Source organism: Desulfocurvus thunnarius, from assembly GCF_055390965.1.
Genome location: NZ_AP042411.1, coordinates 1,395,835 through 1,407,803, shown reverse-complemented (window position 1 = coordinate 1,407,803; position 11,969 = coordinate 1,395,835). Strand labels below are relative to the sequence as shown.

Here is an 11,969-nt window from a genome sequence, read left to right as displayed (position 1 = left end):
GCGCGGTCCCGGCTGCGCAGGCCTAGGCCTTGCGCAGCAGCCACCACTGCTGGGCGATGGACAGGACGTTGTTCACCAGCCAGTAGACCACCAGTCCCGAAGGGAAGTTCAGGAACATGAAGGTGAAGATGACGGGCATGAAGAGCATGATCTTGGCCTGGGTCGGATCGCCCGGGGCCGGGGTCATCTTCTGTTGCAGGAACATGGTGGCGCCCATGACCAGCGGGGTGATGTAGAACGGGTCCTTGGCGGAGAGGTCGGCCAGCCAGACCATGTCGGTGAAGGGCAGGTGCGGGATGAAGGCCGCGTGGCGAAGCTCCACGGCGCCGATGAGCGCCTGATACAGCGCCAGGAACACGGGAATCTGCAGCAGCATGGGCAGGCAGCCGCCCGCCGGGTTGACCTTGTAGGTCTTGTACAGCCGCATCATCTCCTCGTTCATCTTCTGGCGGTCGTCCTTGTACTGTTCGCGGACTTTGGCCATCAGCGGCTGGATCTTCTTCATCTTGTTCATGGACTGGTAGCTTTTCTGCGACAGCGGCCAGAACGCGAGCTTGATGATGATGGTCAGGATGATGATGGCCACGCCCCAGTTGCCGACCACGGTGTGGATGTAGAGCAGGCCCTTCATGAGCGGGACGGAGATGATGTCGAAGAAGCCGTAGGTGACCAGGGAGTCCAGCCCGTGGGGCGCCTGGCTCAGGAACTTGGACATGACCGGGCCCAGGTAGTAGCTGACCTTCACGTCGCGGCTGGTGCCCGGGGCGACGCTCAGGCCGTCTTTGTCCACCACCATGCGGAAGAGATCGTCGGTGAACTTGCTCTTGAGGGTCAGGTCGCCGTCTTCGGGGGCCAGGGCCACGGTGAAATAGTTGCTCTGGATGGCGCCCCACTGCACGCCGTCGTCCCGGCGCAGGCCCTTGGCCAGATCCTCGCGGTCGGACTCGTCGTCCACGCCCTTGGCGTCCAGGAAGGAGACGCGGGTGGGGTTGTAGCGGTCGTCCTTGGCGGTGAGCGGCGCAACGCCGATGTTGAAGCCCAGGCGGCCGGAGATGGGCGCCGCCGTGGTGTTGGCCAGGGAGACGGTCTCCTCGATGAGGTAGGTGTCCGGCGCGAAGCGCAGCGTGCGCGTGATGTTCATGCCGCCGAAGGAGCCCTGGAAGGTCAGCTCGGCGCCGCCGTCGCCCACGGTCAGGGCCTCGGTGGCCGGGGCGGCCCACTGGCTGGACTCGGCGCGCCAGGTGCCCTGGTCCTGCCAGAGCAGGCCCAGGGGGCCGACGCCCACGGCGCGGGGGTCGATGAGATTCACGGGGTGCGCGTCGGCGGCGATGGATTCCAGATGCTTTTTCAGCTCGAAGGAGGTCAGGATGCCGCCGGCGGAGTTGAACACCGCGCGGTAGAGCGGGGTGTCGACGACCACGTCGCGCCCGGCGCTGGGGGCGAAGGCCGGGGCCGGGGCCGCCGGGGCGGGCTGGCCGGGGATGGCGGCGTCCACCTGTGCGGCGGCGTCGGGCTGGGCCGTGGCGGCCTGCTCCTGGGCGGGCTGGGGCAGCGGCTGCTGCTTGGGCTGGAAGAAGTAGCCCCAGCCGACGATCACGATGGTGCAGAGGACGACGGCCAGAAGCGTGCGTTTGGTGTTGTCGTTATCCATGGTGGCTTCCTGTCGCAAGGGGCGAGCGGCGTTGTTCGGGCGGGCGGCCCGGTGATTTCGGGGGGACGGGGTCGAGCCCGCCCTGGCACAGGGGGTGGCAGCGCGCAAGGCGCCGCAGGGTCAGCAGGGAGCCCCGCAGAGCGCCGTGCACGGTGATGGCTTCGACGGCGTACTCCGAGCACGTGGGCAGGAACCGGCACGTGGGCGGGAACAGAGGCGAGATGGCGCTGCGGTAGATGCGAATGAGCGCAATGAGTAGGGTGCGCATGCTCTTGGCCTCATCTCTCTGCCCGGGCGGGCCGGGGGGCCGCCCCGGGGGCCGGGGCCTGGCGGGCCTTGGCCACCAGCTCGGCGAGCTCGCGCTCCATGTCGCCCAGGGCCAGGGCTCCGGCGTCCACGTGACGCTTGGGAACGACGACGAAGTCCACGCCTGCGGGCAGGTCCTGCTGGTGCAGGCGGAAGAATTCGCGCAACAGCCGCTTGATGCGGTTGCGCGACACCGCCGGGCCCAGCTTCCGGCTTACGGCCACGCCCATGCGCCAGGGAGCGCCGGGCGTGGCGTCGTGAAGCGCGAAAAGAATGAAGCGCCTGGAGAAAAACTTTCTGCCCCGATCATAGCACGCAAGGAACTGGGAGCGGTGCAGCAGGCGGTGTCGGCGCGGGAAGGCTAGACCGCTAATCTTTTGCGCCCCTTGGCGCGGCGGCGGCGCAGCACGGCCCGGCCGTTCTTGGTGCGGGAGCGGACCAGGAAGCCGTGGGTCCTTTTGCGGCGCAGCTTGCTGGGCTGGTATGTTCTCTTGCTCATGGCGATTCTCCTTGGGGTAGTCGTAAACGCGAGTTCCTAACCCCTCGCCTCGGGCCTGTCAAGGTGTCAGGGCCTGAGGCAAGACGCTTCGGCGGGGTCGCGCGGCCCCGCGAGGCGCCCGCGCTGGCGGAAAAAGCGCGGGGCGCGCCGTGGCGCGCCCCGGACGGCTCCATCGCGGGCGGACTAAGTGCCCCAGGTGGCGGGGGAAGTCAAGCCCCGGGGCGCTGGGACGCGCGGCCGTGCCCGCCGAGCAGGCCCAGCACGCGCTCGCGCACCAGCAGGACCATGGCCCGGGCGGTACCTTCCAGGCCGTTTCCCGCCATGGGCAGAGGCAATTCCTCGAAGGCCGGGGTGGGCAACGCCGCTGCGTCCTCCCGCTCGGAGGGGGCGGGGCGGCGCTCCGCAACGGGCGCGTGGGCCTGGTGTCCCCCGCCGTCCAGGCCCGCGCCGTCGGCCAGGGCCGAGGCGAGGTCGTCGAGGCGGCGGCGCAGGCGCGCCAAGTCGGCGGGCTCCCCGGCGGGGGGGGCGTCGTTCAGGGCCTGCACATCCGGCCCGGGCCGCAGGGCCAGGGCTTCCAGGGCCACGGGTCTGCTGGCGCACGGCCCCAGGCCCTGGGCCAGGCGGCGCGTGGATGCGCCGAGCCGCCACAGGGCGGCCCCGAGGCGGCGGGGAGGGCGCGCCGTGGGCGCTGGCGGGTGCTCGTCGGCCTGGGGCATGGACAACCTCCGGGAGGTGGCGTGAAATCATTGCGGTGCAATGATATTTCCAGAACCTTCCATGGACGTTATCGGCACCTGCCCGGGGAAACTTGAGGGGCCGCCGGGCGGGAAAATGGCCTTGGCGCCCAAAAAGCTCCAGCCCGTGTCCGGCCGGTGCCCCGGCGCCTTTGGCGGCCTTGCCCGGGGCCGCCCGGCTGCGTCCGGCGTCGGCCCCCGTGCCCGTCTGCCGCTTCCGACGTTCTTGACCGGCGCGGCGGCCTTTGGCACTGCTGGAGCCAGGAGCCACCGCAACCCCCGGAGGACCCCATGGACAATCCCCTGGCCGCCTTTCACGAAGGACGCCTGCACCAGGCCAAGAAGGTTCTGGCGCGCAACGGGTTCGACGCCTACCTCGTGCCCGGGGCGGGCGCGGCCCGGGCGCTGGTGGAAAAGGACATTCTGGTCCGGCTCATGGACGAGGAGAACTGCCGATCGGCGGCCTTCGGCGGGTCCATGACCCTGATGGAGACGGGCATCTACGATGCGGTGAAGGCCACGCCGGGGCTGACGGTCCTGGACCCATTCGACCCGGGGCTGGCGCGTTTCGAATCCCTGCGCGTGCGCCGCGAGGCGCTTACCGCCGACATTTTTTTCACCGGCGCCAACGCCATCACCGCCGACGGCAGGCTGGTGAACCTCGACGCCTCGGGCAACCGCGTGGCGGCCCTGGCCTTCGGGCCGCGCTTCGTGGTGGTGGTGGCGGGGCGTAACAAGCTGGGCGGCACCCTGGACGAGGCCATGCGCCGCGTCAAGGAACTGGCCGCCCCGGTGAACGCCATGCGCCTGGAGCGCAAGACGCCCTGCACGCGCACCCTGCGCTGCGAGGATTGCGCGAGCCCCGAGCGCATTTGCAACACCTGGTCCATCACTGAACGCTGCTGGCCCAGGAACCGGATCAAGGTCATCCTCGTGGATCAGGAGCTGGGTTTCTAGACGCGGGCCGCCCCGGCCCCGCGCCGGGTCAACGCCGGGTCCAGACCTCGCCGCCCGGGGCGTCCAGGGCCTCCCCGCGTGAGACCCATGTGCCGCGCAGCGCCCCTCCTTCCACGCGCAGCACCGTCACGCCCAGGCTCCGGGCGTTCTCCCCTTCCAGAAAGGACAGCGCCAGCACCCCGGCCGCGGCGTCGTGCAGGCCCAGGCCCGCATAGCGCATCCCGTCGATTTCGGCCTCGAACAGGTAGGCCGCGCCCCGGCGCGTCAGCACGGCGGTGCCGTGATAGATGTCGCGGGTCACGGGGTCGGTGCCGACGACGTCGTAGCCGCCCGCGAGGTCCGGCCCCTGGGCCCGGGCCGGGACGGCCGCCCCCGCAAGGGCCACGGCCAGCAGCAGGGCCGCCAGGGCGGCGGCACGGTGGCGGTGCGCGGTCATGGGTGGTCCTCCTTCTTCAGTTCGCGCCGGGTGCGGATTCGCCCAGGCGCATCAGCGAATGGAAAAAGCTTTGCACGAACTTGCCCGAGACCACCTCGGGCAGGGTGAAGACCATGGGCGGCCCCTTGGGGAACTGCGAGGTGTAGGCGAAGAACAGGTTGGCGCTGATGCTTTTCATGGCCCCGGGCAGGTGGGTGGTCACCGCCGGGTGGGCCAGGCTTTCCGGGGCCAGGTCCGCCAGGCGGCAGGCCAGGGGGCGGCTGTCGAAGACCAGGCATTCGCCCAGTTCGGACAGCGGGCAGGGCACGTCGGCCTCGCGGTAGGACCGCCACAGGCTGGCCGTGCGCGTGGCGGGCTCCTGGGGGTCGTAGCCCAGGCGGCGCAGCACGCGCACGGCCTCCACCGCGCGCAGGACCATGGCCTCGCGGTCGGTGCGCGACAGGGTCATGGTCACGGCGTGGTTCAGGTACACGGCCTCGATGAGCGGCATGGTCACCAGGCTGCGGCAGCAGCGGTCGTGGTCGCGCCCGCACAGGGCCGAGGGCCGGGCCCCGTCGCCCAGCAGCACGTCCACGTCCTCCACGGCGCGTTCGTAGTCGGCGAAGAACGGGTACAGGTCCACTAGGTTGCGCGACTCCAGGCTGGGCTCGCGCACGGACAGCCGCCCGCTTTGCTTGCCGTAGCGGCGCACGAAGCGCCACTGCGAGAAGTTCTGCGGCTTGGCCCGCAGGGGCCGCAGGGCGCGCCCGGCCAGCTTGTGGCCCAGGCCCTTGCGCAGCAGGTAGGCGTTGAGCACCGTGCCCGTGCGCCCGATGCCGTGGCGGCAGTGGATGAGCACGCGCTTGCCCAGGTAGATGGCTTCGTCCAGCCACTCCAGGGCCTTTTCCAGGCCCTCCAGGTCCGGCGCGTGTTCGTCGGGGATGGGGAAGTAGTAGACCTCGAAGCCCTGGTCGGCTTCGATCCAGTGCAGGTCGCAGAACTCGTCGCACAGGTTCAGGATGCAGTCTATGCCCTGGGCGCGCAGGGCGGCCAGGGCTTCGTAGGACATGGGCGCGCCGCCCACGGCGAGGCTGTCGGTCACCCAGTCGATGGCGTAGCCGGACGCGGAGGCCATGGCGCCCTACAGGGATTCCAGGAACTGTTCCACCAATTCCTGGACCTGTTCGTCGCCGGTCAGCGCCATGTCCATGAGCCGCGTGCGGCCGAGCAGGGTGCCGACCATGGTCAGGGTCATCTCGACCTTGGGCGCCGGGGCGCGGTCCAGCCGGGCGTCGAGCATGTCGCCGGTGACCTTGACGCGGAAACCCGCGCTGGTCAGGACCTTCTTCACGAAGTCCAGGCGCAGCAGGCGCTGGCCCACGCCCGCGCCCCCGCCCTTGAAGCGGAAGTTCACGTAGTTGGCCTCGGGGTGCTCGCCGCACATGGCATCGACCACCGCGAAGTGGTAGCCGAAGCGCATGAGCAGGTGCATGTATTCCCGGGCCACCACTACGTAGCTGGACAGGACCTTGGATTTCAGACTGAACACGCCGCCGGACATCTGGTCGAAGCGTTCCCAGTCGAAGGCCAGCAGGCTGCCGTCCCACTGCACGTCGGGGTGGTTCAGGCCCTCCCACAGGGCGATGAGCGCGCCGCTGGCGAAGTGGCAGGGGTCCACGGTTTTTTCCTCCGCCGCCGCCGGAACCAGGCCTCCGCCCAGGTCGAGCACGTGCAGCACCACGGGCAGCGGCGTTTCCAGCAGCTTGGCCTGGGCCAGGCCGCGCCCGCCCTTGCCCACCAGCGAGAACATCTCGCCCACTCCGCGTTCGTGGCAGAAGCGCACGATGTCGTGGATGGTCCGGCAGCCGCTGGGGGCGAAGCTTTCGTCGCCCGGGTCGGTCAGGTTCAGGGGCGCGATGTGGCCCATGACCTCGGCCATGCGCCTGCGGAACGGCGTGTCGCGCTGGGGCCGGGGTCGCCGGGCGCGCTCGCGCAGGGCGGGCACCACGCCGTCGTAGACCAGCCCGTGGGTGGCGTCGACGGTGACGGTGCCGCCGTCGGGCAGCATGCGGGTGGCGAATTTGGCGTTGACCACCACGGGCAGGCCGAACTCGCGAGCCACGGAGGCGAAATGGCTGGCCTTGGAGCCCGTGTCCGTGACCACGGCGGCCAGGCGCTCCAGCACGCTGACGTAGGCCGGGGAGAGCGTGTCGGCCACCAGCACGCAGCCGTCGGCCACCTCGTCGAGGTCCGTCACGCGCAGGGGCTTGCACACCGGGCCCATGCCCACCCCCGGGCTGGCCGACACGCCGCGCAAAAGCGGCTCGTCGGGCAGCGGACCCTCGGGGGCCTCGGCGGCGGCGGGCGCCTCCAGGCCCAGGGGCCGGGCCTGGAGGATGTACAGCGTGCCGCTGTGGTCCATGCACCATTCGATGTCCTGCGGGGCGCCGAACAGCCGCTCCAGGCGCAGGCCGACCCGCGCCAGGGACAGGGCGTGGGCCTCGGGCAGGCAGGGGTTCTCGTCGGGCGTGTCGCCGCAGACCACCTGGGGCGCGCCGCCGCCGGAGGTGTGCGCCAGGACCTCGGGGTGCTCCGCCCGCGAAATGGTCAGGATCTCCGGCGAGGCGCTGCCGTCCACCAGGGCCCGGCCCATGCCCGGCACGGCGTAGACGGCCAGGGCTTCGCCCTCGGGGGCCGCGGGGTCGCGGGTGTAGACCACGCCGCTGGCCGCCGCGTCGATCATCTCGGTGACCAGCACGGCCATGGGCGTCTGGGAGTCGGGCAGGCCGTAGCGGATGCGGTAGGTCACGGCCTTGGCGCTGTACTTGCTGGCCAGGACCTTCTTGTAGGCCGGGGTGATGTCCGACAGCGACACGCCGAGCACGGACTCGTACTGCCCGGCGAAAGAGGCCTCGGAGTCCTCGCCGCGCGCGCTGGAGCGCAGGGCGAGCCGGACCCGACCGCCGCGCGCCCCGGCCAGGAGCATGGCCCGGTGGCGGTATTCCTGCTCCACCGCCGGGGGCACCTCGCCCGCCAGGATCAGGCGCTGGATCTCCTCGCAGATGTCGCCCACGAATCCCGGGGCGTCGAGGTTGACCTTGGCCAGCAGGGTGTCGATGCGCGGGCGCAGTTCGTTGTATTCCACGAAATAATGGAAGGCCCGGCAGGTGATGACGAAGCCCTCGGGCACGGGCAGTTCGGCCAGGGCCGAGACCTGGGCCAGGTTGTGGGCCTTGCCCCCGGCGCAGGCCGGGCGCCCCAGCGACTCTTCGTAGCTCATGGCGAAGGGCGGGGCGAACTCGAATTCCTGCGGCTCGCTGGCCATGGTCAGGTAGAAGGCGATCTTGTTGCGGTAGTCGGGCAGGTCCAGATAATTGCCCGGGCTCATGGCCAACAGCTCGCGGACCAGGAAGTCGGACTGCGAGAGCAGCTCGCGCACGAGCTGGTTGACGCGGGCCCAGTCCACGGGCGTGCCGCCGTAGTGGATGTCCTCCAACTCGGCGATGCGCTCCAGGCAGGCGCGGTCGATCTCAAGCAGGTTCTTGAACGACTCGTACTTGCGCCGCAGGACGGTGCCGGGCGCGAAGACCTGGTAGGTCCAGTGCTTGAACAGCTCCTTGAAGTCCATGGGACGCCGGGCTCCTTGCCTGGGGTGCTAGCCGCGAAGGACCTTTTCCACCTTGTCTTCCAGCTCGTCCTTGTCGATGGGCTTGACGCAGTAGTCCGCCGCGCCCAGGCGCTGACACTGGCGCGCGGTCTCGATGGTCGGGTAGCCGGTGAGCATGATGACCCGCGTGCCGGGCGAGGCCTTCTTCAGCTCCTCCAGCACCTCCACGCCGGTCATTTTTTTCAGCTTGATGTCCAGGATGGCCAGGTCCGGGGCGTGGGCCTTGGCGTGGGCCAGGGCCTCCTCCTCCTCGGTGAAGGCATCCACGCTGTGGCCCTTGCGCTCCAGGATGCGCTTGATGAGCACGCCTGCGTCCATCACGTCGTCGAGCACTATGATCGTGGCCATGTCATTCTCCTTGGGCTCCTTGAGATCCTTGCAGTCCGTTGGCGCCCTGGGGGGCGGCCGCGGTGGGCAGATCGCCCCGGAGCACGGCGACCTCCGGGCATTCCTCGTCGGGCAGGCCTTCCTTGGTCAGGGGCAGCTCGACGAAAAAGACCGTGCCGGGCCCGGGGGGCTTCGTCTCGTTCTTATCGCCCTCCGTTACCAGATACTCCAGGGGCGCGGGGCTGGTCACCGAAATCTTTCCGCCGTGGTCGGCCACGATGCCGAAGGACACGGACAGCCCGAGCCCCGTGCCCTCGCCCACGGGTTTGGTGGTGAAGAAGGGGTCGAAGACCTGGGGCAGGTCGCCTCCGGCGATGCCCGCGCCGGTGTCGGCCACGGTGACGACCACGCGGCGGCGGTGGCTGCACAGCTTGGTGCCCACCAGGATGTGGCCGTCGGAACCGATGGCGTCGAAGGCGTTGGACAGCAGGTTCATCCAGACCTGCTTGAGGCGCGCGGCGTCGCCCACGATGGGCGGCACCGTGGGGTCGAAGTCCGTTTCCACGACGACGCGCTCCTGGCGGAATATCTGGGACACAAGGTCCACCACGTCCTGGATGGAGGTGTTCAGGTCCATGGACTCCATGGCGCTTTCCGCGCTGCGCGAGAAGCCGAGCAGGTCGGCCACGATGCGGCGGCAGACCTTGGTCTGGCGCTCGATGGTCTTCAGGTCCTTGTGCAGTTGGCTTTCGGGGGCGGCGTCCTCCAGCAGAAGCTGGGCGTAGCCGAGGATGATGCCCAGCGGCGTGTTGATCTCGTGGGCCACGCCGCCGGCCATCTTGCCCAGGTCGTGCATCTTTTGGGAGTGGATGAGCCGCTCCTGGTACTGCTTGATGACGGTGATGTCGCGCGCGGTGAGCAGCAGGCCGATGATCTTCTCGCCGCTGCGCACGGGCACCTTGAGGATGTGGAACCAGCGCTTGTCGCCCTTGCGCCCGGTGAGGATCTGCTTGGACAGCGGCACCCCGCTCATGAGGATCTGGCGGTCCTCGTGGAAGTTCGAGTCGGCCTGGCCCTCGCTGAAGATGTCGAAGTCCGTGCTGCCGAGGATGTCCTTCTCGTTGCGGTGGAAATAGGTGCAGAAGGCCTTGTTCACCGCGATGTAGCGCAACTCCGCGTCCTGCAGGGACACCAGGTCGGGCGTCACGTCGAGGATGGTCTGCATGAGCTGGCGCTGGCGTTCGAGGTCGCTGTGGGTCTGCTTGAGCTCGTCGATGTAGGCGTTGAGCGTCAGGGCCATGATGTCGAAGGTTTCGGCCAGGGCCTGGATCTCGTCGCCCTGGTTCTCCAGGAAGACCTTGCAGGAGCGGCAGGTGCGCAGCTTTTCGGGCAGGGCCACGTCGGCGCAGTGCGGGCACAGGGTGCCCGCCAGATACCAGCAGCGGTGGCGGTCGTCGCGGTAGGCCGGGCAGTCCTGATTGGAGCAGTTCATGACCTCCCAGCAGTCGCGCGACAGGGGCGGGGCGGTCTGCACGTCGAGGTTGCCGCGCACGACCTCCTCGGCGCTTTCGCGCAGGATGTCCAGGCGGCGGGTGATGCCCCGGGCGAACAGGGTGGACAGCAGGATGGCCGCCACGGCCACGGCGGCGGTGATGCCGAAGATGGTGATCATCACCTGGCCCTTGGCGCTTTGCACGCGCACCTGGCTGATGCCCAGGCGCACGGTGCCGAAGCTGTCCGTGCCGATGATCACCGGCGCGGCGAAGTCGTAGATGCGCATGGAGCCCGCGTCCAGAAGCTGGACGTGCACGTCGCGGCCGCTGGCGGCGTTGGCCTCGCGCAGCTCCACGGGAAAATCGGCCTTGAAGGAGTGGACGACCACGTCGCCCTGGCGGTCCTGCACGAAGGCGTAGGCGATGTAGGGCGAGAGTCCGGCCACCTCGTCCACCAGGGTTTTCAGGCGCAGGAAGTCCTGCCCGAGCATGGGGTCCAGGGCGCGCAGGGCCAGGTTTTTGGCCATGCTGGTGCCCCGGTCGCGGTTCTCCTCGATGATGGCGTCCACGCTGACGCGCGAGACGCCGAAGGAGACCAGCACCCCGAAGAAGATGACGATGAGCGCCGTGCCCAGGTTGATCTTGTCCTGGAACTTCAGGCGATCGAGAAAGCGGGGCGCCCGGCTCACCGCACAAGCTCCTCGCCGACCATCTCGGCCAGGCGGCGCACGGGGTTGAAGTCCGTGTCCTGCGAGGGGATGATGGCCGTGAGTCCGGCGTTTTCAAGGATGGGCCGGTGGGTGGGCAGGGTGATGTCCAGGGCGATCATGGCGTCGCGAATCTTGCGCACGATTTCGGGGTCCAGGCCCTTGCGCGCGGCGTAGACCCAGCCCGGATACCAGCGCGACACGTCCAGCACGCGGATCTGCGACACGTCGATGGTGTTGGCCACGATGTCCAGGGTACCCTCGCGGATGGAGCCCACGCCGTATTTGCCGGAGTACACGCCGAGGACGACCTTCTCCTGCTTGCCGCCGGGGCCGGGGGCGAAGGCGATCTCGGCGAAGTCCTCCTTGTGGATGCCGTTTTCGATGAAATGGCCCAGGGGGTAGAGGTAGCCCCCGGCACTGGAGGGGTCCACGGCCAGCCAACGCTCGCCGCGTACGTCCTGAAGGGATTTGATGCGCGGGTTGTCGGCGCGGGTGATGATCTGGCCGCGGAAGTTGCGGCCCTCGGGCTCCACGGCGCGGGCAAAGGCCCAGGCTCCCTGGCGCTCGGCCATTTTGATGTAGATGAACGGGTTGGAGAAGGAGATGTCGATGAGCCCCTGCTCGACCATGTTCATGTGCTCGCCGAAGGTGTCGGGGAAGACCTGGCGCATGCGCAGCCCCGTGACCTCGGCCAGGTACTCCACCAGCAGGTGGTGGCGCTGGTAGGACGTGGCGTGGGAGTACTGCGGGGCGTAGGCGTAGGTGATCTCTTCCTGGCGCTGGTGGAAGGTGATGGGCTCGCGCTTGGTCAGGTCCACATGGCGCACGGGCTCGTTGTCGCCGCAGCTCATGAGCGGGACGGACAGCAAAAGCGCCAGCAGCACCACGGCGAGCAGGCCGGGCAGGTCCCGGGGCAGCTTGCGCAGCAGCGCGTTTTGCAGCGTTTTGCGTGGCGTCCTCGAAGTCATGCGGGAACTCATATCCCGAAAACTGCGCAATTGGTACCCCAAAACCGCGCGGGCCGGAGCGGTTCCGGGCGCGCGCGCGGCCGCCGTCCGCGCGGCCCGGGCGACGGCCGCGAGAAAAATGCGCCCCCGGGTGTTGACACCGGCCCCGGTTGTCTTATCACTCTCCCCGAGCCCGTTGCCGGTCGGCCCGACCCTCCGGCGGCGGGCGCTCGGATGCCATGGGCTGGCACTCCCGGTCCGGG

General features: G+C 69.3%; 12 protein-coding genes. 1 reads left to right on the top strand and 11 read right to left on the bottom strand.

Annotated features, from left to right (window positions below; translation table 11 throughout):
• Positions 1-22: 22 nt before the first annotated feature.
• The 5 genes from yidC to ACZ5KV_RS06050 form a co-directional block, all read right to left on the bottom strand.
• Positions 23-1,651 carry a membrane protein insertase YidC gene (gene yidC / locus ACZ5KV_RS06070; protein ID WP_464241449.1) on the bottom strand — a complete coding sequence of 543 codons (1,629 nt, stop codon included), beginning with the start codon at positions 1,649-1,651 and terminating at the stop codon, positions 23-25.
• The gene (yidD, locus tag ACZ5KV_RS06065) at positions 1,644-1,919 is read right to left on the bottom strand and encodes a membrane protein insertion efficiency factor YidD (protein ID WP_464241448.1); all 276 of its coding nucleotides are present in this window, start codon (positions 1,917-1,919) and stop codon (positions 1,644-1,646) included. Before yidD ends, yidC begins: the two co-directional genes overlap by 8 nt.
• Before the next feature lie 10 nt (positions 1,920-1,929).
• Positions 1,930-2,295, bottom strand: a complete 366-nt coding sequence (rnpA, locus tag ACZ5KV_RS06060) for a ribonuclease P protein component (RefSeq protein ID WP_464241815.1) — start codon at positions 2,293-2,295, stop codon at positions 1,930-1,932.
• Positions 2,296-2,318: 23 nt separating this feature from the next.
• Positions 2,319-2,456: a 50S ribosomal protein L34 gene (gene rpmH, locus ACZ5KV_RS06055; RefSeq protein ID WP_084458196.1), complete on the bottom strand. Its 138-nt coding sequence runs from the start codon at positions 2,454-2,456 to the stop codon at positions 2,319-2,321.
• A gap of 209 nt (positions 2,457-2,665) precedes the next feature.
• Entirely contained in the window at positions 2,666-3,172 is a 507-nt protein-coding gene (locus tag ACZ5KV_RS06050) for a hypothetical protein (protein ID WP_464241447.1), read from the bottom strand.
• A 309-nt stretch (positions 3,173-3,481) separates the two neighbouring features.
• Here ACZ5KV_RS06050 and ACZ5KV_RS06045 point away from each other — a divergent pair, with 309 nt between their 5' ends.
• The gene (locus ACZ5KV_RS06045) at positions 3,482-4,147 is read left to right on the top strand and encodes a lactate utilization protein (protein WP_464241446.1); all 666 of its coding nucleotides are present in this window, start codon (positions 3,482-3,484) and stop codon (positions 4,145-4,147) included.
• 28 nt (positions 4,148-4,175) lie between these two features.
• Here ACZ5KV_RS06045 and ACZ5KV_RS06040 read toward each other — a convergent pair whose 3' ends face one another.
• Genes ACZ5KV_RS06040 through ACZ5KV_RS06015 form a run of 6 tightly spaced genes read right to left on the bottom strand, consistent with a single transcriptional unit; the run spans position 4,176 to position 11,610 of the window.
• Positions 4,176-4,583: a hypothetical protein gene (locus tag ACZ5KV_RS06040; RefSeq protein ID WP_464241445.1), complete on the bottom strand. Its 408-nt coding sequence runs from the start codon at positions 4,581-4,583 to the stop codon at positions 4,176-4,178.
• A gap of 16 nt (positions 4,584-4,599) precedes the next feature.
• Positions 4,600-5,697 carry a protein-tyrosine phosphatase family protein gene (locus tag ACZ5KV_RS06035; protein ID WP_464241444.1) on the bottom strand — a complete coding sequence of 366 codons (1,098 nt, stop codon included), beginning with the start codon at positions 5,695-5,697 and terminating at the stop codon, positions 4,600-4,602.
• A gap of 6 nt (positions 5,698-5,703) precedes the next feature.
• Positions 5,704-8,190 carry a PEP/pyruvate-binding domain-containing protein gene (locus ACZ5KV_RS06030; protein WP_464241443.1) on the bottom strand — a complete coding sequence of 829 codons (2,487 nt, stop codon included), beginning with the start codon at positions 8,188-8,190 and terminating at the stop codon, positions 5,704-5,706.
• A 27-nt stretch (positions 8,191-8,217) separates the two neighbouring features.
• On the bottom strand, positions 8,218-8,577 hold the full coding sequence (locus ACZ5KV_RS06025; RefSeq protein WP_464241442.1) for a response regulator: 360 nt from the start codon (positions 8,575-8,577) through the stop codon (positions 8,218-8,220).
• Between the two features lies 1 nt (position 8,578).
• Positions 8,579-10,738 (bottom strand): ATP-binding protein, encoded by a 2,160-nt coding sequence (locus ACZ5KV_RS06020; protein ID WP_464241441.1) that lies wholly within the window; start codon positions 10,736-10,738, stop codon positions 8,579-8,581.
• The gene (locus ACZ5KV_RS06015) at positions 10,735-11,610 is read right to left on the bottom strand and encodes a phosphate/phosphite/phosphonate ABC transporter substrate-binding protein (protein ID WP_464241814.1); all 876 of its coding nucleotides are present in this window, start codon (positions 11,608-11,610) and stop codon (positions 10,735-10,737) included. The genes ACZ5KV_RS06020 and ACZ5KV_RS06015 overlap by 4 nt, the downstream gene beginning before the upstream one ends.
• Between the last annotated feature and the right edge of the window lie 359 nt (positions 11,611-11,969).

Bases quoted from the DNA above. Each gene is read 5' to 3' on its own strand.
- ACZ5KV_RS06050 (WP_464241447.1), bottom strand. From the start codon at position 3,172: ATGCCCCAGGCCGACGAGCACCCGCCAGCGCCCACGGCGCGCCCTCCC.
- yidC (WP_464241449.1), bottom strand. From the start codon at position 1,651: ATGGATAACGACAACACCAAACGCACGCTTCTGGCCGTCGTCCTCTGC.
- ACZ5KV_RS06015 (WP_464241814.1), bottom strand. From the start codon at position 11,610: ATGAGCTGCGGCGACAACGAGCCCGTGCGCCATGTGGACCTGACCAAG.
- ACZ5KV_RS06025 (WP_464241442.1), bottom strand. From the start codon at position 8,577: ATGGCCACGATCATAGTGCTCGACGACGTGATGGACGCAGGCGTGCTC.
- ACZ5KV_RS06030 (WP_464241443.1), bottom strand. From the start codon at position 8,190: ATGGACTTCAAGGAGCTGTTCAAGCACTGGACCTACCAGGTCTTCGCG.
- yidD (WP_464241448.1), bottom strand. From the start codon at position 1,919: ATGCGCACCCTACTCATTGCGCTCATTCGCATCTACCGCAGCGCCATC.
- rpmH (WP_084458196.1), bottom strand. From the start codon at position 2,456: ATGAGCAAGAGAACATACCAGCCCAGCAAGCTGCGCCGCAAAAGGACC.
- ACZ5KV_RS06035 (WP_464241444.1), bottom strand. From the start codon at position 5,697: ATGGCCTCCGCGTCCGGCTACGCCATCGACTGGGTGACCGACAGCCTC.
- ACZ5KV_RS06040 (WP_464241445.1), bottom strand. From the start codon at position 4,583: ATGACCGCGCACCGCCACCGTGCCGCCGCCCTGGCGGCCCTGCTGCTG.
- ACZ5KV_RS06045 (WP_464241446.1), top strand. From the start codon at position 3,482: ATGGACAATCCCCTGGCCGCCTTTCACGAAGGACGCCTGCACCAGGCC.